The following is a 21998-nucleotide window of genomic DNA, read 5'->3' as shown; positions in this document are numbered from 1 at the left end:
TTCAGACTCCAAGTGCGCGTTTGTAGCGGCGTTCGACCAGCCGGTTCCAGCTGAGCATCACCAACAGGTTGATCAGCAGCAGGGCGACCGCGATGGTGGCGCCCATCGGCCAGTTCAGCTCCGCCAGGTACTGGTCGTAGATCATGGTGGCGACCATCTTCAGCCGGCGACCGCCCAGCAAGCCGGGGATGGCGAAGGAACTGGCGGCCAGGCCGAACACGATCAGCGTGCCCGACAGCACACCGGGCATGATCTGCGGCAGCACGATGCGGCGGAACACCGTCCATTGGCTGGCGCCCAGCGACAGTGCGGCCTGCTCGGCGGCCGGGTCGAGTTTCTGCAGCGAGGTCCACACCGGGATGATCATGAACGGCAGCATGACGTGGACCAGGCCGATGATCACCGCAAAGGGCGTGTACAGCAGCTTCACCGGTTGCCCGCCGAGGGCGGTGATGCCCTGGTTGACCAGGCCGTCGGCGCCCAGCAGCAAGCTCCAGCCGAAGGCCCGCACCACTACCGAAATCAGCAGTGGGGTGAGCACCAGGATCAGGAAGATCGAACGCCAAGGCGCGCCCATGCGGCTGAGTACCATGGCCTCGGGGATACCGATCAGCACGCACAGCAGGGTGACCACGGCGCTGACCCAGAAGGTGCGGAAGAAGATTTCGTAGTAGTAGGTGTCGGTCACCAGGCTCAGGTAATGGCTGAGGGTGTACTGGCCGGCCTGGATGCCGCTGCTGTATTCGAACGCGTTGAACGACAGCAGCACGGTCAGCCCCAGTGGCACCACCAGCAAGGCCAGGAACAGCAGCAGGGCCGGGCTGCTCAGGCCGTAGCCCCAGGCGCTGCTGCGCAGTTTTGCCGTGCTCATGCCGCCACCTCGCCTGCGTTCAGCACCCGCAGCAGGGCATCGTTCCAGTCCAGGCCGACCTGGGTGCCTTCATCCAGTGGTGCACTGCCGTCGTTGGCGCGCACCACGGCCAGGTTGCCCAGCGCGGTGTCGACCCGGTACAGCCACTGGCTGCCGAGGAAGTAGCGGCAGCTGATGCGGCCTGCGAGCTTGCCGCCGCCGACCGGGCCGAGGCTGATTTTTTCCGGGCGCAGGCTAAGGGTCAGCGGGCCTTGGGCGTGCGCCTGCGGTAGCCCGCCGGGGCCGGTTACGCCACGCAGGCGGTTGGCCTTGCCGACAAAGTCGGAAATGAACGGTGTGCCTGGGTGTTCGTAGAGGCGGTAGGGGTCGTCGACCTGGGTGATGCGCCCGGCCTCCATCACCACCACCCGGTCGCTGATCGACAAGGCCTCGGCCTGGTCGTGGGTGACCATCAGGGTGGTGATGCCGACTTCATTCTGGATGCGGCAGATCTCGAACTGCATTTCTTCACGCAGGTGCGCGTCCAGGTTGGACAGCGGCTCGTCCAGCAGCAGCACCGGCGGCTCGATTACCAGGGCGCGAGCCAGGGCCACACGCTGGCGTTGGCCACCGGAGAGTTCCCGAGGGTAGCGTTCGGCATGCTTGTCCAGGCGCACCAGCGCCAAGGCCTGGTCGACCCGGCGGGCGATGTCGGCATTGGCTACCTTGCGCATGCGCAGGCCGAAGGCGACGTTGTCGCGCACAGTCATGTGCGGGAACAGTGCGTAGCTTTGGAACACCACGCCCAGGCCGCGGCTGGCCGGCTTGGCGTGGGTGATGTCGCGGCCGTCGAGAACGATGCGGCCGCTGGTGACTTCGACAAAGCCGGCAATCATCTGCAGGGTGGTGGTCTTGCCACAGCCGGAGGGGCCGAGCAGGGAGACAAACTCGCCTTTTTCGATGGCCAGTGACGAACTGGCCACTGCCTCCGTGGCGCCATAGCGCTTGCAGAGTTTGTCGATCAAAAGAAAGGTCATGGCTGTGCTCCATCGCAAACGGAACCGGGGTCAACCGGCAGTTTCAGGGTGGGCAGAGCGCCAGCGGCGAAAAGCAAAGCTTTTACGGACGTTGGCGCTCGCTTCTGTGGCGGCGGCCGATGTTGTGATATCGCCCTATGGACCGGAGAGTAGGGCAATGATTAGGATGGCGACAAAGGGTAATTTCACTGAGTGACAGCTATTTTAAAATTATTCCACTGACTGGAATTGTTTGGGGTTTAGCGAAATATGGATTCCGATAAACGAAATGAGCAAGGCAAGGAAGTGGGTGTCAGTGCAGTGTCGCGCTTGTTTGCCGTATTGCGCGCGCTGGGTGATTGCGGCGGCGAGGGCGAGAAGGTCAGCCAGCTTGCGCAGCGGGTTGGCCTGGCGCAGCCCACCACCCACCGCTTGCTGCGCAGCCTGATAGACGAGGGCATGGTTGATCAATGCGCGACCAGTAAACGTTACCGCCTGAGCCTGGATTTCTTTGCCCTGGCGGCCAAGGCCGGGCAGGCTGGCAACCTGCGCGATGTGGTGCGCCCCAGTCTGCTGCGGCTGTCGGCCTCGTTGGGGGATTCACTGTTTCTGCTGGCGCGTTCGGGGTTCGATGCGGTGTGCCTGGACCGCAGCGAAGGGCCATACCCGATCCGTACCTTCACGGGTGACATCGGCGGCCGTGTGGCCTTGGGAGTGGGGCAGGGCAGCCTGGCGATCCTGGCCTTCCTGCCGGAGGAAGAGCGTGACGAGGTGATCCGTTACAACCTGCCGAGGCTGAAGGATTTCCACCATTACGACGAAGTCATGTTGCGTGCCGAAATCGACAATGTGCGCAGCCTTGGCTACGCCGGGCGCAACACCGGTGTGCTTGATGGTATGGCCGGCCTGGCGGTGCCGATCCTGGACCGCAATGGGCATGCCGTTGCGGCCCTGAGCGTGGCGACCATCAGTGACCGCCTGGGGCCCAACCGCATGCCAACCGTGGTGGCACTGCTAAAGCGCGAGGCGGCGGCGATTGGCGAGCGTGTCAACCCGTTCGACCCGGTACTGCGCCGGCCTTCGCATGTTTTTGGTTGAATCGGCAGGCAGGACGCCGGCCCCGGCACCATCCCTGCGGGAGCGGGCGTGCCCGTGAAGAATCCAACGCGGTGGCTGGCACCGGCTGCGCCGGTGTTCGCGGCTGAAGCCGCTCCTACATAGGTATCGCGTGAGCCCGAAGCCTGCGCAGTAACTGTGGGAGCGGGCGTGCCCGCGAAGAATCCAGCGGTGGCTGGCACCGGCTGCGCCGGTGTTCGCGGGTGAACCCGCTCCTACAGCGCGGCCTTACTCCACTGCCTCGGCCACGCCCTGGTCCTCACCCAGAAACCCGCCGCTTTGGTGCTGCCACAGCCGCGCGTAGGTGCCATTCTTTGCCAACAGTTCGCTGTGGGTGCCTTGCTCGATGATGCGCCCTTCGTCCATCACGATCAGCCGGTCCATGGCTGCGATCGTCGACAACCGGTGGGCGATGGCGATGACGGTCTTGCCCTGCATCATTTCATCCAGGCTTTCCTGGATGGCCACTTCGACTTCCGAATCCAGCGCGCTGGTGGCTTCGTCCAGCAGCAGGATCGGCGCGTTCTTCAGCATTACCCGGGCAATGGCGATGCGCTGACGCTGGCCGCCGGACAGCTTGATGCCACGCTCGCCCACCAACGTGTCGTAACCGCTGTGACCTTGCCGGTCGCTGAGCTGGCTGATGAAACCATCGGCCTGGGCATTGGCAGCGGCAGCGCGGATTTGCGCCTCGCTCGCATCGGGGCGGCCATAGGCGATGTTGTCGCGAATCGAGCGGTGCAGCAGCGAGGTATCCTGGGTGACCATGCCGATCGCGCTGCGCAGGCTGTCCTGGGTGACCTTGGCGACGTTTTGCCCATCAATACGGATCTCGCCACTGTCCACGTCGTAAAAGCGCAGCAGCAGGTTGATCAAGGTGGACTTGCCGGCACCAGAACGGCCGACCAGCCCGACTTTTTCGCCCGGGCGAATGTGCAGGCTCAGGTCGTTGAGCACCTGCCGCTCGCCGTTGTAGTTGAAGCTGACTTTGTCGAAACTCACTGCACCACCCGTGGTCACCAACTCGACGGCACCCGGTACATCCTGCACCTTGGGGCCGCGGGTGAGGGTGGCCATGCCGTCTTGCACAGTGCCAATGTTTTCGAACAACGAAGTCATCTGCCACATGATCCAGTGCGACATACCGTTGATACGCAGGGCCATGGCGGTAATCGCCGCCACCGCCCCGGTGCCGACCTGGCCCTGGTGCCACAACCACAACGCGTAGCCGCCAGCACCAAAGATCAGGCCCACCACCAGCGCCTGGTTGACGATTTCGAACTGGCTGACCAGGCGCATCTGGCGAAAGCCGGTCTGCTTGAAATCCTCCATGGCCGCACGCGCAAAGTGCGCTTCGCGTTTGGAATGCGAGAACAGTTTCACTGTGGTGATGTTGGTGTAGGCGTCGGAAACCCGCCCAGTCATCGATGACCGCGCATTGGCCTGTTCCTGCCCGACCTTGCCCAGGCGCGGCACGAAGTACAGCATGGCCAGCCCGAACAGCAGCACCCAGGCAATGAACGGCAGCATCAGTTTCAGGGCGAAGCCACCGGCCAGGGCGATGATCGCAATGAAGTACACACCAATGCCAGGCAGGATTTCGATGACGGTGAACAGCACTTCGCGCACCGCCAGCGCTGTCTGCATCACCTTGGTAGTGACCCGGCCAGAAAACTCGTCAGAGAAGAACGACAAGCTCTGGCGCAGCATCAGCCGGTGAAAATCCCAACGCAGCCGCAGTGGCAAGTTGATCGCCAGTACCTGGTGCTGAACCATGGTGCGCAGCGCCACCAGCCCGATACTGACTACCAGGACGATACCGATGCCCCACAGCACATGGCTTTCCTGCGGGCCAATGGTGCCGCCGGCCTGCCAGGCCGACAGCAGGTCGACCACCTGGCCGAGGAAGGCAAACAGCCAGGCTTCGTAGATCGACACCCCGGCACTGAGCAGTGCCAGCGCCAGAATGTAGCCGCGGGCGCCACGTGTGCAGGCCCACATGAAGCGCAACAGTCCAACCGGTGGCGGTGGTACTTCGTCGGGGGGGAAGGGGTCGAGCCATCGCTCAAAGATACGAAGCATGCTTGTCTCCGGAAAATCAATTTTTGCCTGACCGGTAACCATACAGCACATTGCGGCATTCGCCTGTCGGTAGACACCACAGATGCAGGCTTGATCAGGCACGCCGGCCTGGCATGGACTACCTGGCCATCGAGGGATGCGCATGTCGCGATCAGGTATTAAATGACCTGTTTTGGGCAGGTATGAATCAGGCAAATATAGAACTTGCCGCGCGACGACACCGTTATGCTGGCGAACGACAAAAAAACGCTATTTTTGTGGCGGATTTTTTTGCCGTGAACAGGCGCTGCGTCACGTTTCAGAACCTACTGGTAGCGCCGCGTAAATGTCAAATTGCGCCACGGATAATTACTATTTCTTACATTTTTTCACAGCGCTACAGTGATGGAGACTTGACAGAAAAGCAGAACTAAATTTCCGCGAGAGTTACTTTCTGCATGTCTCGGTTTTACCCATTCTACGGCGTTGACCATCGATCAAAGCCTCGCCTATCCTATGTCTACACATAGTAGACAATAAGCCAGTCAGCGCACCTACCCGGAAAGTTGCGCCAGTGAGCGCGTGTGCGCGCGTTTCGGCTATAGGCGCAAAGTCCACTATGAAGTACGAGTTGAACGTCTTCAGGTTCCAACAATAATTAAGACCACAAAGGGCACTCGCGGTGACAAGTAATACTGTTTCTATCGAAGATGTACCGTTAAACCGATTCCATCAATTAATGACCTTGCGTGCCGGTGGTGGCTGGATCCTCGACGGTTATATCCTGAGTATTATCGGGGTGGTGATCGTGCAGTTTTCCGAGTACCTGAAACTGGACTCGTTCTGGCAAGGCATGGTGGCTGCTTCGGCCATGCTCGGGACTTTTTGCAGTGGCTTCCTGGGCGGATGGCTGACTGACAAGATCGGGCGCAAGCGCCTGTTCTTCGTCGGCCCGGTCTTGTTCATCGTCGGCTCTGTAGGCACCTTCTGGGTCGAATCAGGCATTGCCTTGTTCGCACTGCGCTTCCTGGTTGGCGTAGGGGTAGGGCTGGAGTACCCGGTGGCCGGCTCGTTGCTCACCGAGTTCCTGCCGCAGAAACACCGTGGCCGGCGCTTGGCCGGCCTGACCATCCTGTGGTTTGCCGGTGCGGCACTGTCCTACATGGTGGGCAATTTCATTCTGGCACGCGGCGGCGATGATGCCTGGCGCTGGGTACTGGCAAGCGCCGGTGTGCTTGGCGTTTTGCTGTTCATCATCCGCCTGAAAACCCCCGAGTCGCCACGCTGGCTGATGAGCAAGGGCCGTTTCGACGAGGCCGACCGCGTTATCAAGCAGGTCTACGGGCCGTCGTTTTCCATCGCCAACATGCCTGAGCAGGCGAAAGAGCAAAAAGTGTCGCTCGGTGCGCTGATGCGTTCGGGCTACGGCAAACGCATGCTGTTCGTTGCCGTGTTCTGGAGTTCTGCGGTGGTACCGATGTTCGCGGTGTACTCGTTTGCACCCGTGGTGTTGCAGGCACTGAACCTGAAAGGTGCCTGGGCCTCCTACGGGTCGGTACTGATTACCTTGCTGTTCGTTGTCGGCTGTATTGTCGCGACGCGCATGATCGACACCCTCGGGCGGCGCCCGCTGATCATTCACAGCTTCTTGTGGTCGACCCTGGCGTTGCTGGGGCTTGGGGTGTTTTCCAACGGCTCCGAGGTCCTGGTGCTTCTGCTGTTCGGCGCTTATGCGCTGTTCATTGGCGGGGCGCAGGTACTGGAGCTGGTTTACCCCAACGAACTGTTCCCTACCGAGATCCGCGCGTTTGCGGTGGGCATGGGGTCGTCCATGTCGCGGATCGGCTCTGCCGCTGGCACGTGGCTGGTGCCTATTTCGCTGCAGAGCATCGGCATTGGCAACACCATGCTGGTGGCCGCGCTGGTCTCGCTCGCCGGGCTGATCGTATCGGTGTGGCTGGCACCTGAAACGCGCGGCATGAGCCTGGAAGCGGCGGCATCGCTGGAGCGCTGAAGCAGGCGGAAAGGTTGGGGGAAGAGTGGCTGCGATTGGTTTGGCGGGGGGTGGGGTGAGGGCTTGCAGGTGCATGGCTGAGGATTAGGGGTGATGCACAGATCGAGTGCCGCGGATGTTCGCCGAAACATTTACAGCGCCTAGGAGATCGAGCGCCGCAGGTGTTCACCGAAACATTTTCAGCGCCTATGAGATCGAGCGCCGCCCGCGCGGCGCTTCGCGGCTAAAGCCGCTCCTACGTTTGTTTCGGGCCAATTATTTCTGTGGAATTTGCGCGCGAACGCTTTGGCGCATGCCTCGATATCGCGTCGTACAAACAAGGCGGTCGCGCGCGTCTGGCACAGGCGATACTGGCCCGAAACAAATGTAGGAGCGGCTTTAGCCGCGAAGCGCCGCGCGGGCGGCGCTCGATCTCCTAGGCGCTGAAAATGTTTCGGTAAACACCTGCGGCGCTCGATCTCAAAGGCGCTGAAAATCTTGCGACAAGCACCTCGCAGCCAAAATGCCTTATCAGCCCGATCAAAAAATAGCCCCCCAGGCCTGCCTGTGGGGGCTTTTGCTTGTGCCCAGAAAAACCCAAATAAAAGCTGTTGTTTACACAACTTTGCAATTTATTACATTTTCGGTTGATTCCATTTCGCCTTGGTGCTGTAGAATTGACGAGTTTCGCCGAGACCTCTGTGTTTTGTCGTTTTATTGACGTGGATCACAGGTCCTCAACGACACATGTGTCAGATTCACCTTTCAAACCGTTTCAATTTTTAATGCAGAGCCAGTGTTTTGACGAATGGAATGCCGTTACTGGCAATTTCCGGCTTAGGTGCCGAAAGCAGCCAGTTGCATGTACAAGGACTGTATTGGTTAGCCTGTGACACCGCAGAAGACGCCGCCTTGCTATGCCGCCAAGTGCTCGGAGGGATGCCCGAACACGCTAAAGCAACCCTGATCGCCGATGCGCAAGCCATGGCTGATGTGCTGGGTTCGCTCGATGCGGCGCAGGGGCCGGCGGAACTGGCGCTGTACGAAGCCTCCCCACAAGCCACCCTGCACCTGGTCGATGATCTGCCGCGCATTGATGTGCCTGGGCGCGTGCTCGTGCTGCTGGCGCCTGCCGACATCTGGGCGGCCGGCACGGTCGAGCGCTGGTGCAATACGCTGCGCCCGCTGCTGTTGGCCGAGGCTGCGCTACTACTGGTAATAAGCAGCGGGCAGAGTGCCGGGCTGGTGGAGCACCTGCGTGCGTTCAACCAGGGCGTCGACGGGCTGGCCCAGGTGTACCGCGGCAAAGGCGGGGTGCGCTACCTGCAGCATTTCTGGAGCAACCTGCTCGGTAAGGCCGGCACCCGCGACGTTGAGCTGGTGCGCCAGGACGCAGGTTTTGCCGCCGCCAGCGCGCCACAGGCTCCCACCGACACCGGTGGCGACGAGCTGCTATGCCTGGCCCAGCGCTCGGTACTGGAGGGTGCGCCCGCGTTCTCCGAACACTGGCAGGTCTGCGAAAACCTTGACGAATTGGCCGCCAAGGCCAGCCGAGCGGTTTCTGCCACGGTGATATTCGCCATGGACGGTGGGCAGCGTCTGGATAGCCTGGCGCGCCAGCTGCACCAGCTGCGCCAATTGCGTGGCAATGCCCTGAAGCTGGTAGTACGCGAGATGGCGCCGACCCTGCGCTATCAGGATGAGCAGCTGTTGCTGGCCTGTGGCGCCAGCCAGATCGTGCCATTCGGCGCCAGCCTGTCGCGCTTCCTGACCATGGTCGAGAGCATCCAGGGGTACGTCTGGCGCCGGCACCTGCCAAGCGACTTCGATGCCTTGCTCGCACGCCTGCGGCCACTGGCCCTGTGCGGGCTGGTGGCGCCCCGTACGTTCGCCGAAGCCGTGCAGACCATGTGGCACGGGGTGCGTAACGGCGAAATCGTCCACCAATTGCTGGTGTTGCGCCCGGCCCCGGGCCTGACCCCGCTGCAGGCATGCTCGCGTACGGTGTTCCGCCGCGACGGCGACATCGCTTGTGTGGTTGGCGATGTGCTGTTGCTGTTCCTGTTCGCCTGCCGCTCCGAAGGCGTCGAACAGGCGCTTGACCACATCTTCCAGTTGTCATGGAAAGAGCTGTTCATCAGCCAGGAGGTGCTTGCCGGCGTCGACAGCCTGAACACCCCGGCCTTCCTCGACGACAGCTTGCCACGGCCACCCCGGCCAGACCCGGCGGCGCCGCTATCTGCACTGACCAGGCCGGCCCTGGCACCGCGCAAGGTTACCCTGGGCAAGCGGGGTAACGCATGAACTTCGTGCAACTGCTGCAAGTGGTCGGCATTACGGCGCTGGTTACTTTGGGCCTGGCCCTGCTGGTGCTGCGCGTGCACGCCGTGTTGCGCGGCTGGTTGCGCCGCCGCCTTTCCCCCCGTTACCTGAAACCGTTGGGCGTACGCCACCGCGCAGCACGCCGGGAACCCCGCAATGACTAATACCACAGCCTCCCTCCCGGTACTGGCCAGATGGCCTGGACTGGGAGGGTGGAATCTCTATTTCCTGGCCAAGTTCCTGCTAGTCGCCTTGGGCATGCTCGACTTCCAGGTGCTGCCGAACCTGCTGTTTGCTGCGTTTCTGCTGATCCCGTTGCCGTGCAAGTGGCTGCGCATAGCGCGGCAGCTGGTGGCAGTGCCGTTGGGTATCGCATTGTTCTACCAAGACACCTGGTTGCCACCTTTCAGCCGCCTGCTGGCACAGCCAGGGGTGCTGGATTTCTCGTGGGACTACCTGCTCGAACTGCTGGGCCGCTTCATCAACTGGCAGTTGCTGGGGGCACTGGCGCTGTTGCTGGTGGGTTACCTGTACCTGCGCCATTGGTTGCGCCTGAGTACCTTGAGCCTGCTGGGGCTGGCGTGGCTGGCCGTTGGCGGCCTGCCGTCGCTGGTCGCGAGCCATGCGCCCAGCGCAGTGGCAGGCAGCTCGACCGAGCCGGTGCCGGCCGCTGCGCTTGCCGACAATGCCACGCTCGACAGCTGGCTTGAGCGGTTCTTCAGCAGTGAGCGCGAACGGGTGACAGCGTTCCCTGCCGTGAACGCGGATGAGCAGCCGTTCGACCTGCTGGTGATCAACATCTGTTCGCTGGCCTGGGATGACCTGTCTGCCGTCGGGCTGCGGGACAACCCACTGTTGTCGCGCATGGACGTGCTCTTCGATCAGTTCAATTCGGCTACCTCCTACAGCGGGCCGGCTGCCATTCGCGTGCTGCGTGCCAGCTGCGGGCAGTCGTCGCACGCGGGCCTGTACCAGCCGGCCCCGGAGCAGTGCCTGCTGTTCCAGAACCTGGCCAGGCTTGGTTTCCAGAGCAACACCTTGCTCAACCACAGCGGCCGGTTCGACAACTTCATCGGCGACATCACCCAGCAGCACATGCCGCAACCTGGCATGCGCAACACCGACTTCCCACGGGCACTGGTGGGCTTCGACGATTCGCCGATTGCCAGCGACCTGGACGTGTTGCGCCGTTGGTGGGGGCAGCGCAAAGGGACGTCGGCCGAGCATGTGTCGCTGTTCTATAACAGCATCAGCCTGCATGACGGCAACCGTATCGTCACCGCAGACGGCGGTACCCGCGTGGCCGATTACGCCACCCGCGCCAATCGCCTGTTCGGCGAGCTTGGCACCTTCCTCGATGAGCTGGACCGCAGCGGCCGCCGTGTAGTGGTGGCCATTGTCCCGGAGCATGGCGCCGCGCTGCATGGCGACCGCATGCAGCTGTCGGGCATGCGCGAAATCCCCACACCGTCGATTACCCATGTGCCGGTCGGCCTCAAGTTCATCGGCATGGGGCAGCCTGCCCGCAACGAGCCGCTGCGTGTTTCGGCACCGACCAGCTACCTGGCCTTGTCCGAGCTGATCTCGCGCGTGTATGCGGGCCTGGGCCAGCAGCAGGTGCTGGATGTGCCCAGCCTGCTGACCGACCTGCCGACCACCGAGCAAGTCGCCGAAACCTCCGGTGCGCAGGTTTTGAACTACCAGGGGCGCGCCTACATGCGCCTGCAAGGCCAGCCCGACTGGCAGCCCATCCCCAAGGAGCGTCCATGACGCCTGGCAATGCTGACCCCGCCGATCGTAGCGACGATATTGCCCAACTGCGCCAGCACCTGGACATGCCGGGCCTGAACTACCAGGACATCTCCATGCTGGTGGGTGTTCAGCAGGCCATGCAGCGCTGGCCGTTGCTGGCTGAGAGCTGCCGGGCCAACGCCCAGGGCCTGGGCTACGCAACTGCGTCGCAACGCGGCGTGGTGTCGCCATGACCAGCCTGGCGTTGCATGGCGTACGCGGCGGCCTGGGGCGCAGTGCCTTGCTGGCCGCGCTGGGCTATGCGCTGCAGGGGGTGGGCGAGCGGGTGCTGCTGATCGACCTGTGCCCAAGCAACTTGCTCGGGCTGCACTTCAACTTGCCCCTCGACATACGCGAGGGCTGGGCGCTTGCCGAGCGGGAAGGGCGGCCGTTCAGCGATGCCTTGTACGAGGTGGTCGATGGCCTGTGCTTGATGCCGTTCGGCAACCTGCCTGCCGGCACGCAGCCGCCGTTGCCAAACGCTGCGACCTGGCGCACGCACCAGGCCGAGCTGGCCGAGCACTTCGACTGGTTGCTGTTCGACCTGCCACAGCCGCCGGCCGATGCGTTTGGCTACAGCGTCGAGACCGATGTGCAGGTGCTGGTGGTCGAGGCTGAAATGGCTAGCCACCTGCTGCTAGGGCGCCGGCCGATCGAGCACTACGACCTGCTGCTGGTCAACCGCTACGACCCGGCCAGCCGCTTGCAGAGTGACCTGTTGATGGTGTGGCGCGACCTGTTTCGTGATCGCTTGCCGATCCAGCTGGTGCACCGCGACGAGGCCTTTCTCGAAGCCCTGGCGTGCAAGGCACCGCTTGGCCATTACGCGCCGCAAAGCCTGGCCTGCCGGGATGTGCAGAGCCTGGCGGTGCGCTGCCTGACGAGGCGCCAGTCGTGAGCTTGAACCCGCTGTCGGCCTACGCCTGGTTCACTGCACGCGGCGCGCGGTGGCCAGTTGCCGTGCTGTTTACCCTCGGCGTGTGGCTGGCGTTCCTGTTCCTGCGCCTGGAAGCGCCCGCCTGGCAGGCGCTGTTGGCCGAGCGCCAGCGCTTGTACCCGCAGCTGACGGGCAAACGCCCGAGCCTGGGCGACCCTGTGCGGCTGTTGATCCAGAGCCTGTGGCTGCTGCTGCGGCGCCAGCCGGTGCCGCGCGCCCCAGGGCACGCGCGCCGCGCCTGGGCTGCCGTAAATGTGCAGCTGCGGGGCACAGGCAAGTGGGTACGCCACTACCATGGCCTGCTGATCGGCAGGCTGCAACAGCTGCCCGCGCGCTACCGCACCAGTGTCTTCACCCATGCAGCCTCGGCGCGTCTACGCGGCTTGAGCACGTTCGCCCGGCGGGCGTTCTACAGCGTACTGACACTGTGCGCCATCGGCCTGGCCCTGCTGTGTGTGACCGAGCCGTTCGGCTACCTGGCGCAGCTGGTGTTCATTTGCCTGCTGCTGGGTATTGCCATGCTGGTGCGGCACATGCCAGGCCGCTTCCCGACCCTGATGCTGATCGTGCTGTCGACCATCATTTCCTGCCGTTACCTGTGGTGGCGCTACACCTCGACCTTGAACTGGAACGACACCACCGACCTGGTGTGTGGGGTGATCCTGCTGGCGGCCGAGACCTATTCGTGGTTCGTGCTGATTCTGGGCTATATCCAGACCAGCTGGCCGTTGCAGCGCAAACCGGCCAACCTGCCGACCAACCCGCAGCACTGGCCGACCGTCGACCTGCTGATCCCTACCTACAACGAAGACTTGTCGGTGGTGCGCACCACGGTACTGGCCGCCTTGGGCCTGGACTGGCCACGCGAGTGCCTGCGCATCTATATCCTCGATGATGGGCGGCGCGATGCGTTCCGCGCGTTCGCCGACGAAGTGGGGGTGGGCTATATCGTGCGGCCGGACAGCAAGCATGCCAAGGCCGGTAACCTCAACCACGCACTGGGTGTGACCGACAGCGAGCTGATCGCCATCTTCGACTGCGACCATGTACCGGTGCGTTCCTTCCTGCAACTGACCGTGGGCTGGTTCCTCAAGGACCCGAAGCTGGCACTGGTGCAGACGCCGCATTATTTCTTCTCGCCGGACCCGTTCGAGCGCAACCTCGGTTCGTTCCGCCGCCGCCCCAATGAAGGCGAACTGTTCTACGGCCTGATCCAGAACGGCAACGACATGTGGAACGCGGCGTTCTTCTGCGGCTCGTGTGCCGTGCTGCGCCGTAGCGCATTGAAGAGCATCGGCGGCTTTGCCGTCGAGACCGTCACCGAAGATGCCCACACCGCCTTGCGCATGCACCGCCAAGGCTGGTCGTCGGCGTACCTGAGTATCCCGCAGGCAGCTGGCCTGGCCACCGAGAGCCTGTCGGCGCACATTGGCCAGCGTATTCGCTGGGCCCGCGGCATGGTGCAGATCTTCCGCACCGACAACCCGCTGTTCGGGCGCGGCCTGAGCCTGTTCCAGCGGGTGTGCTATGCCAACGCGATGCTGCACTTTCTGGCCGGCCTGCCGCGGCTGGTGTTCCTCACCGCGCCACTGGCGTTCCTGTTGCTGCATGCCTACATCATCTATGCGCCGGCGTTGATGATTCTGCTGTACGTGCTGCCGCACATGATCCACGCCAGCCTGACCAACTCGCGCATGCAGGGCAAGTACCGGCAAACCTTCTGGGGCGAGGTCTACGAGACCGTGCTGGCCTGGTACATCGCACGGCCGACCACGGTCGCGCTGTTTGCGCCGAAAAAAGGCAAGTTCAACGTCACCGCCAAGGGCGGCCTGATGGAGCAGGAGCAGTTCGACTGGCGTATCGCCCAGCCTTACTTGTGGCTGGCGGCGCTCAACGTGGCTGGCCTGGGCTTTGCCGTGTGGCGCTTGTTCACAGGCCCTGCGGCAGAAGTCGGCACGGTGATCGTCAGCTCGCTGTGGGTGGTCTACAACCTGCTGATCATCGGTGCCGCGGTTGCCGTGGCCGCCGAAGTGCGCCAAGTGCGCCGTGCCCACCGCGTGCAGATGTGCCTGCCGGCGGGGCTGGTGCTGGCCAGCGGTCACGCCTACCCCTGCAGCCTGGTCGATTATTCCGACGGCGGCGTCGGCCTGCAGTTGCAACAGGGGCTGGTGCTGAAGCCAGGCGAGCAGGTGCGCCTGCTGCTCAACCGTGGCCAGCGCGAGTTCGCCTTCCAGGCCTATGTCACCCGTACGGTCGGGCAACACGTGGGCCTGGTGTTCCACGACCTCAGCCAGCAACAGCGCATCGATCTGGTGCATTGCACCTTTGCCCGTGCCGATGCCTGGCTTGGCTGGAACGAGCAGCATGAGGTCGAGCGGCCGCTGCGCAGCCTGGTCGATGTGCTGAAACTGGGTGCTGTCGGTTACCTGCGCCTGGTCGAGCACATGCCGCCGTGGCTGCGGGCGTGGTTGCGCCCACTGCGCCTGCTGGTGCACTGGCTGGCCAGTTACAGGCCCCGCACGCCGCGGCCTTTCCCTTCCATGAACCCTGTTGATCGAGACGCATGATGACTGGTTATCCCGCGCGTACCTGGGGCCTGGCGATGGCACTGTTTGCCGCCTTGTCGCAAAGCGCCGCTGCCGCCTCTGTAGCCCCGCTTGCCGAGCCCGCCGTACCCACGGTACCGAACTGGCCGGTGACGAAAACCTTCGAGCAGCTCGGGCATGCGTCCGACAGCCTGCTGCTGGGTGTACGCAACAGCGAGCATATCGAATTCGGCCTGCGACGCGACCGCCTGGCCACCGACGCCAGCTTGCAACTGGACTACACGCCTTCGCCCGCGCTGCTGCCTAACCTGTCGCACCTGCGTGTCTACCTCAACGACGAACTGATGGGCGTGGTGCCGGTGGAGAAGGACCAGCTGGGCCAGCGCGTGCGCCGGCAGTTGCCACTGGACCCTAAGCTGCTCAGCGACTTCAACCGGGTACGCCTGGAGTTCGTCGGGCACTACACCGACATTTGCGAAGACCCGGCGCACAGCGGCCTGTGGCTGAACCTGAACCGCAAGAGCCAGGTGCAGTTGCACGAGCAGGCGCTGGCGCTGGAAAACGACCTGGCGTATTTCCCGCTGCCGTTCTTCGATGCGCGTGATACGGGCAAAGTAGAGCTGCCGGTGGTGTTCAGTGGCGTGCCGAGCCTGGGTGAGCAGCGGGCGGCGGCGATCCTGGCGTCCTACTTCGGCAGCCAGGCCGGCTGGCGCAAAGCAACCTTCCCGGTGCTGTACAACAGCCTGCCGGCCCGGGCCGACAAGCCCGCACCGAGCATCGTGTTCGCGACCAATGACCGCCGCCCGGCATTCCTGGCCGACCTGCAGCAGTTTCCACGGGTCGACGGCCCGGTACTGCAGATGATCGACCACCCGCACGACCGCTTCAGCAAAGTGCTGTTGGTGCTGGGCCGCAATGACGACGACCTGGTCAAGGCCGCCTCGGCGCTGGCGGTTGGCAACAACCTGTTCCGCGGGGCCCGGGTGAAGGTGGAGCAGATGACTGCGCTGCAACCGCGCCAACCCTATGATGCGCCGAACTGGACGCGCACCGACCGGCCGGTACGCTTCGCCGAACTGCTCGATTACCCTGAGCAGCTGCAGGTCAGTGGCCTGCAACCGCGGCCGGTCACGCTGGAGCTGAACCTGCCGCCCGACTTGTTTGTGTGGCGCAACCAGGGTATTCCGCTGCGCACGCTGTACCGCTATACGGCGCCGGCAGTGAGCGACGAATCGCGCCTGAGCATCAGCGTCAACGACCAGTACATCACCAGCATGCCGCTGGTGGGCAATGACCGGCGCGGCGGCACGCTCGAAGAAATGCGCCTGGCGGTGTTGTCCGGTGACAGCACGGCACTGACTGAGAAGTCGCTGGTGCCGGCGCTGAAGATTGGCGACCGCAACCGCCTGCGCTTCGATTTCAGCTTTGCCAGCACCCTGGGCAGTGCCCAGCGCGACCGTTGCCAGACGTCGCTGCCGGTGGACGTGCGTGCGGCCATCGACGACAACTCGACCATCGACCTGTCCGGTTACCATCACTACATCGCCATGCCCGACCTGCGCGCATTTGCCCGCAGCGGCTTCCCGTTCAGCCGCATGGCCGACCTTTCCGAGACCCTGGCCATCGTGCCAGCCAAGCCCACGGCGATGCAGGTTGGCATTTTGCTCGACACGGTTGGCGGGCTGGCCGGGCAGATCGGCTACCCGGCACTTGGCCTGAAGCTGGCTGATGACTGGCAACAGGCCGCAGCGGCAGATGCCGATTTGCTGCTTATCGGCAGCTTGCCTGGGGCGCTGGACGATGTGCCCAACCTTGGCCTGCTGCTCAGTGCCCAGCGTGACTGGCTGCTGCAAGGCCGTAGCACCGGGCTGCCGGGCAGCCAGCGTTTCGATACCGCAGCGGTGCCCGCCAGCAGCCGCGTGGCAGTCAGTGCGCAGGCGCCGATTGCGGCCATCACCGGGCTGAAATCGCCGTTCCATGAGCAACGCAGTGTGGTTGCGCTGCTGGCGAACAGCGACAGCGACTACGCGTTGTTGCGTGACGTGCTCGGCGATGTGGGCAAGCTTGATGCCGTGGCCGGCTCGGTGACGCTGGTGCGCAGCAGTGGCGTGAGCAGCCAGTTTGTCGGCGACTACTACTTTGTTGGCGCACTGCCGTGGTGGCTGTTGCTGTGGTACCACTTGTCCGAGCACCCGGTGCTGCTGGCGGCTATCGCGGCCATCTGCGTGGTGCTGTTCGCCTTCCTGCTGTGGCGGGCACTGCGCTGGGCGAGCCGGCGTCGCCTGGGTGAGGCGCAATGATGATGCGCCAGTGGCTGGCAGGTTTGGTCGCCTTGGGCTTGCCCGTTTTCGTCAGTGCCGCGCCGGCCTGCCCGTGGCCGGCCTGGGACCGCTTCAAGGCCGAGCTGGTGAGTGTCGACGGGCGGGTCATCGACCCGAGCGATGAGCGACTGATCACCACCTCGGAAGGGCAGAGCTATGCGTTGTTCTTCGCCCTGGTGGGCAATGACCGGCAGGCCTTCGCGCAGCTGCTGCGCTGGACCAGCAACAACCTGGCTGAAGGCGACCTGGCCGGGCACCTGCCGGCCTGGCTGTGGGGCCGTAACGGCCAGCAACAGTGGCAGGTGCTGGATGCCAACAACGCCAGTGACGCCGACCTGTGGATTGCCTACAGCCTGCTGGAAGCGGGGCGCCTGTGGCGCGAGCCGGCCTATACGCAACTGGGGCAGCGCTTGCTGTGGCGCATTGCCGCGCAGACCGTGCGCAAGCTGCCGGGGCTGGGGGTGATGCTGCTGCCAGGTGACTACGGCTTCGAGGATGCCCACGGCACCCGCTTGAACCCGAGCTACCTGCCGCTGCAATTGTTCGACCGCTTCAGCCTGGTGGACCCGCTGTGGGGTGAGCTGGCAGCCAACACCCGCCGTTTGTGGCTAGCTTCGTCGCCCAAGGGCTTTGCCCCGGACTGGCTGCTGTGGACGCCGGCCGGTGAGCTGGCGGCAGACCCGCAACATGGCAATGCCGGCGACTACGACGCCATCCGTGTTTACCTGTGGGTCGGCATGCTGGCCAAGGACGCGGCACAGCGTGCCGAACTGGTGGCCCATTATGCCCCGATGGCGGCCTTGACCCAGAAACAAGGGTTGCCACCAGAGCAGGTGGATGCCCACAACGCCAAGGCCAGTGGCCATGGCCCGGCGGGTTTTTCTGCGGCGTTGCTGCCATTGCTGGCGGCGTCGCCGGAGCACGTGGCGGCCTTGGCGGCCCAGCGCCAGCGCTTGCGCGAGCAGCCGGTCGAAGCCAAGGCGTATTACAGCCAGGTGCTGGCGCTGTTTGGCCAGGGCTGGGACGAAGGCCGCTACCGGTTTGACTCGTACGGCCGCTTGTTACCGACCTGGAGCGCGCCATGCAGCGAATGATTGGCGTGCTGATGCTGGCGGCAGTGACCTGCCAGGCCGCGGCGCAACCCAAGGATGCCAGTGAGCAGCGGCAATGGTTGCTGGACCAGGTACGCCGCGGCGAAGCGCTGCACCGCGACGACCTGGTGCGTGATGCGCTGGGCCGCCTGCAATTGCTCGAACCGCGCAACCCGGATGTGCTGTTGGCGGCCTTGAAGCTGGCATTGCGCGAAAAGAACAGCGCCGAGGCCGAGCAGTTGGGTGCCCGGATCAGTGCCATCGCGCCTGGCAGCTTGCAGGCACGCCAGGCCAGGCGCCTGCTTGAGCTGCAGCAACCAGAGATCGCGCGGCGCTTGCAGCAAGCGCGACTGCTGGCCGTTACCGGGCGCAATGAAGAGGCGTTGGCGGCTTATGAGCAGTTGTTCGCCGGTGAACCTCCCAGCCTTGAGCTTGCCCTGGACTACTGGCGCGTGCGTGGCAACCTGCCGGGTCAACGCCCTGAAGCGATCAGGCAGTTGCAGCAGCTGGACCAGCAATACCCAGGCAATGCCGGGTTGCGCCAGACCCTGGCCGGCTGGTTGTTCGCCGAAAATCGCGACCGCGAAGCGCTGGCATTGCTCGACCAACTGGCCCGCGACCCCGGTGCACGGGATGCCGCTGCCCAGCGTGAGTTCGACTACCTGGCCGGGCAAGCGGTAAGCGCCGCCAGCGCCGCGGCCTGGCAAGCCTTCCTCCGACGCTACCCGGCCTCGCCACTGCTGGCGCAGGCCAGCGAGACCCTGCGCCAGCAGCGTAGCCTGCTGGCTGACCCGTCCTGGCAAGCGGGCCAGCGCGGCAAGGCGTTGCTCGACCAGGGCCGCAATGGCGAAGCTGAAGTGCAACTGCGCCGGGCGTTGCGCCAATACCCGGATGACGCCAGCCTGCATGGCGCCCTGGGCTATGCCTTGATGTCGCAAAAGCGTTACGAGGGTGCCAACGCCTCTTTCCGCGCAGCGACAGCCAAGGAGCAGGACAGCTACAAGATCAGCAAATGGCACGACATGGAGTTGGTGAGCCGTTATTGGGCAGTGCTGCAGAAGGCAGACCGCGCGCTTGAGGCAAAGGACATGCGCACAGCGCGTTCACTTTATCAGCAGGCACGCCAGCAGCGCCCGGACGACCCGTTCGCCTTGTTGGGGCTGGCGGATGTTTCGTTGGCCGAAGACGATGCGGCTGCTGCCGAACGGCAGTATTTGCAGGTCCGGCGCATGGCGCCGGATAACGAAAGCGCCGTGCGCGGCCTGATGCGTGTGTACCAGGCGCAATCACCCGACAAGGCCCGGGCGTATCTGGACAACCTGCCGCCACGCCAGCAAGCGCAGTTCGCCAGCTTGCGCCGCAGCCTGGAGCTTGCACGCCTGCGCCAGCAAGGGGACCAGGCCCTGCAGCGCGAAGATTGGCCGACAGCCAGCAAAGTGCTGGGCCAGGCCACGGCCTTGGCCCCCGATGAGCCTTGGCTGGTTTATCAATTGGCCAACAGCCTGCGCCACCAAGGGCGCACCGCCGAGGCCGATGTGGCATTTGCCAGGGTTGTGCAACACCAGCCGCACGACCCGGCAACCCGCTACGCCCACGGGCTGTACCTGGAGTCCAGCGACCGTGATGCCTTGGCCCTCGACAGCCTGGGCGCAGTACCGCAAGCGGCCTGGAATGCCGACATGCACGCGCTGGAACAGCGTATTCGGCGGCGCATGACCCTGGCCTCGGCGCAGCAGCTGCAGGCCCAAGGCCGCAGTGCCGAGGCGACAGCCCTGCTCGAAGCCAGCCTGGCGCGTGGCGAGGGTAGCCCAGACGACCTGATGCTGTTGGCCGAATGGGCAGCAGCGCGCGGCGAGCCTGGCAAGGCGCGTGGCTATTACCAACGCGTGCTGGCCGTACAGCCCGGGCGACCCGAAGCGCGCCTTGGGGTGATGGAAAGTGCGGTGGCCGAAGGCAACCTGGCGCAGGCCCGGCACATGCTTGGCGTGCAGGTGCCACAACTGGCCACGGATGACAGCAACGCCCAACGGCGCCTGGCGGCTGTCTGGGTCGCCTTGGGCGAGCACCAACAGGCGGCCAGGCTGCTCGACCGGATAGCCGCGCAGCAGGCTCGCCCCGACCCGTTGTTGCGGCGTGACGCCGCCCGCCTGGTGGCGCAGGATGACCCGCAACGGGCATTGGACCTTTACGCTGCGGCGATGGCCGACGCGCAGTTACTGGAGCGTGCCTCCGTCTCGCCACGGGATGACCGCGCACTCACATTGGCCAGCCGCGAGCAGGACGCCGATGACTGGCTGGCACGCAGCCTGCGTAGCGACGTCGATGCGCTGTATCGCCAACGCAATACCCACGTGACGCTGAAGCACGACTATGGCTGGCGCGAGGACGACGGTACACCGGGTACGTCCGAACTGAGTACTCAGTCGACCTTGTTGCATGTCGATACCCCTTGGCAGGACGGCACTGCTTTTGCGCGAGTGGAGCGCATTGGCATGGATGCGGGGTCGTTCGAGCAGAACGACCAGGGGGGGTACACGCCTGATTTCGGTAGCTGTCAGTTTGTTGGTCAGGGCACTGACGGAAAGTCGCTGCCCGCCTGCGAGGGCGGTTCGCAAACCGCTGACGGCAGTGTGTTGGCGCTGGGTTGGCAGGGCAGCCGCTGGGCCTTCGACCTGGGTAGCACCCAAGGCTACGCGATCAACAACTGGTTGGGTGGCGCCACGGTCAACGGTGACCTTGGCCAGGTTGGGTGGTCGCTGACGGCTTCGCGGCGGCCAATGAGCAACTCGCTGCTGTCGTTCGCCGGGGCACGCGACCCTCGGACGGGTGTGCACTGGGGCGGGGTCACGGCCAACGGCGCCACACTCGGACTGAGCTGGGACAAAGGCGGTGACAACGGGGTCTGGGCCAGCCTGGGGCACCACTGGCTGTATGGCGAAAACGTCGCCGACAACCAGCGCACCCGCGCCATGGCCGGCTATTACCACCGCGTGCTGGATAAGGCCGACGAGCGTGTGCGCGTTGGCTTGACGCTGATGCACTGGCGGCACGACAAGGACCTGGGTGGCTACAGCCTGGGGCAGGGCGGTTACTACAGCCCGCAGCGCTACAGCTCGGTGGGCGTGCCGGTCACTTATGCCTGGCGCAACTACGACTGGTCGGTCCTGCTGGAAGGTTCCGTCAGCTGGTCCCAGGCCCACAGCGGCCGCAGCCGGCTCTATCCGGACTTGCACCTCAACCGCAAGCTGATGGATCGATATGACATTGGCGAGTCCAACATCGATGCCAGGCTCGACGCCAGCGACAGCAGCGGGCTGGGTTACCGCCTGCGCGGCCTGTTCGAGCGGCGGCTGAGCGACCAATGGGTGTTGGGCGGCGGGTTCGACTGGCAGCACAGCGATGACTATGCGCCTAGCCATGCCATGCTCTACTTGCGCTACCTGTTCGAGCCATGGCGCGGCAACCTGGCGCTGCCGGTGACAGCGCTGGAGCCCTACAGCGAGTGGCGTTGACTGCGGGGTTTGCCTTTGCACGGCCATTGTAGGAGCGGGTTCACCCGCGAATGCGTCGTTGAACCCACTGATGCATTCGCGGGTGAACCCGCTCCCACAGGGGCAGTGCAAGTTTTTTGGAATTTGAGCAAGGCAGTTGCTCTCATCTGGACAGCATCGGCTGTTGACACAGCGTGTGCCGCCGCACCATTATCCAGCCATACCCACGCAACGAGCTTACCAGCATGACCTTATCCAACCACGCCATTACCGCTTCGGGCTTCATTGCCCAGGCAGGCGCGTGCGTTGCCGTTGCCAAGAAATCCAAGAAACAGCCGCTCATCTGACCGAGGCGCGCTGTCTCGTCAGGTGGGCTGACGAGACAGATGGCGCCAGGTATCCCTGCCAGACCACTTCGACTCTTCGCCCTGCTGACGCTGACTTTCGGTCAACATCAGGAGTT

The 21998-nt window shown here is 64.0% G+C and carries 15 protein-coding genes; 12 read left to right on the top strand and 3 right to left on the bottom strand.

The window, feature by feature from the left end; genetic code table 11:
• Position 1: 1 nt before the first annotated feature.
• Together ACIP1G_RS08660 and ACIP1G_RS08655 are read right to left on the bottom strand one after the other, a co-directional pair.
• The gene (locus tag ACIP1G_RS08660; RefSeq protein ID WP_400735496.1) at positions 2-871 is read right to left on the bottom strand and encodes an ABC transporter permease; all 870 of its coding nucleotides are present in this window, start codon (positions 869-871) and stop codon (positions 2-4) included.
• Positions 868-1887, bottom strand: coding sequence for an ABC transporter ATP-binding protein (locus ACIP1G_RS08655; RefSeq protein ID WP_400735494.1), 1020 nt, complete (start codon positions 1885-1887; stop codon positions 868-870). The genes ACIP1G_RS08660 and ACIP1G_RS08655 overlap by 4 nt, the downstream gene beginning before the upstream one ends.
• Before the next feature lie 249 nt (positions 1888-2136).
• On the opposite strand from ACIP1G_RS08655, the gene ACIP1G_RS08650 reads away from it, so the two are divergent.
• Positions 2137-2964 (top strand): IclR family transcriptional regulator, encoded by an 828-nt coding sequence (locus tag ACIP1G_RS08650; protein WP_400735492.1) that lies wholly within the window; start codon positions 2137-2139, stop codon positions 2962-2964.
• 246 nt (positions 2965-3210) lie between these two features.
• Here the strand turns inward: ACIP1G_RS08650 and ACIP1G_RS08645 are convergent, their stop codons facing one another.
• Positions 3211-5064 carry an ABC transporter ATP-binding protein gene (locus ACIP1G_RS08645; RefSeq protein WP_400735490.1) on the bottom strand — a complete coding sequence of 618 codons (1854 nt, stop codon included), beginning with the start codon at positions 5062-5064 and terminating at the stop codon, positions 3211-3213.
• A 113-nt stretch (positions 5065-5177) separates the two neighbouring features.
• On the opposite strand from ACIP1G_RS08645, the gene ACIP1G_RS08640 reads away from it, so the two are divergent.
• From ACIP1G_RS08640 to bcsC, 11 genes are all read left to right on the top strand, one after another.
• A complete protein-coding gene (locus tag ACIP1G_RS08640) occupies positions 5178-5477 on the top strand; it encodes a hypothetical protein (RefSeq protein ID WP_400735488.1) in 300 nt (99 codons plus the stop codon).
• A 248-nt stretch (positions 5478-5725) separates the two neighbouring features.
• Positions 5726-7057 carry an MFS transporter gene (locus tag ACIP1G_RS08635; protein ID WP_400735486.1) on the top strand — a complete coding sequence of 444 codons (1332 nt, stop codon included), beginning with the start codon at positions 5726-5728 and terminating at the stop codon, positions 7055-7057.
• Positions 7058-7849: 792 nt separating this feature from the next.
• Positions 7850-9340: a cellulose biosynthesis protein BcsE gene (bcsE, locus tag ACIP1G_RS08630; RefSeq protein WP_400735484.1), complete on the top strand. Its 1491-nt coding sequence runs from the start codon at positions 7850-7852 to the stop codon at positions 9338-9340.
• Entirely contained in the window at positions 9337-9522 is a 186-nt protein-coding gene (bcsF, locus tag ACIP1G_RS08625) for a cellulose biosynthesis protein BcsF (protein ID WP_400735482.1), read from the top strand. Before bcsE ends, bcsF begins: the two co-directional genes overlap by 4 nt.
• Entirely contained in the window at positions 9515-11128 is a 1614-nt protein-coding gene (gene bcsG / locus ACIP1G_RS08620; protein WP_400735480.1) for a cellulose biosynthesis protein BcsG, read from the top strand. Before bcsF ends, bcsG begins: the two co-directional genes overlap by 8 nt.
• Positions 11125-11343, top strand: coding sequence for a cellulose biosynthesis protein BcsR (gene bcsR, locus ACIP1G_RS08615; protein ID WP_400735478.1), 219 nt, complete (start codon positions 11125-11127; stop codon positions 11341-11343). The genes bcsG and bcsR overlap by 4 nt, the downstream gene beginning before the upstream one ends.
• On the top strand, positions 11340-12047 hold the full coding sequence (bcsQ, locus tag ACIP1G_RS08610) for a cellulose biosynthesis protein BcsQ (RefSeq protein ID WP_400735476.1): 708 nt from the start codon (positions 11340-11342) through the stop codon (positions 12045-12047). Before bcsR ends, bcsQ begins: the two co-directional genes overlap by 4 nt.
• Positions 12044-14653 (top strand): UDP-forming cellulose synthase catalytic subunit, encoded by a 2610-nt coding sequence (bcsA, locus tag ACIP1G_RS08605; RefSeq protein WP_400735474.1) that lies wholly within the window; start codon positions 12044-12046, stop codon positions 14651-14653. The genes bcsQ and bcsA overlap by 4 nt, the downstream gene beginning before the upstream one ends.
• Positions 14650-16932: a cellulose biosynthesis cyclic di-GMP-binding regulatory protein BcsB gene (bcsB, locus tag ACIP1G_RS08600; RefSeq protein WP_400735472.1), complete on the top strand. Its 2283-nt coding sequence runs from the start codon at positions 14650-14652 to the stop codon at positions 16930-16932. Before bcsA ends, bcsB begins: the two co-directional genes overlap by 4 nt.
• The gene (gene bcsZ, locus ACIP1G_RS08595) at positions 16932-18047 is read left to right on the top strand and encodes a cellulose synthase complex periplasmic endoglucanase BcsZ (RefSeq protein WP_400735583.1); all 1116 of its coding nucleotides are present in this window, start codon (positions 16932-16934) and stop codon (positions 18045-18047) included. The genes bcsB and bcsZ overlap by 1 nt, the downstream gene beginning before the upstream one ends.
• On the top strand, positions 18035-21556 hold the full coding sequence (gene bcsC / locus ACIP1G_RS08590; protein WP_400735470.1) for a cellulose synthase complex outer membrane protein BcsC: 3522 nt from the start codon (positions 18035-18037) through the stop codon (positions 21554-21556). Before bcsZ ends, bcsC begins: the two co-directional genes overlap by 13 nt.
• The last annotated feature ends 442 nt before the right edge of the window (positions 21557-21998 follow it).

Source organism: Pseudomonas sp. NPDC089392, assembly GCF_044749595.1.
Taxonomy (GTDB): domain Bacteria; phylum Pseudomonadota; class Gammaproteobacteria; order Pseudomonadales; family Pseudomonadaceae; genus Aquipseudomonas.
Note: the sequence above shows the minus strand (reverse complement) of the source record. Positions and strands in the feature narration are given on the sequence as shown.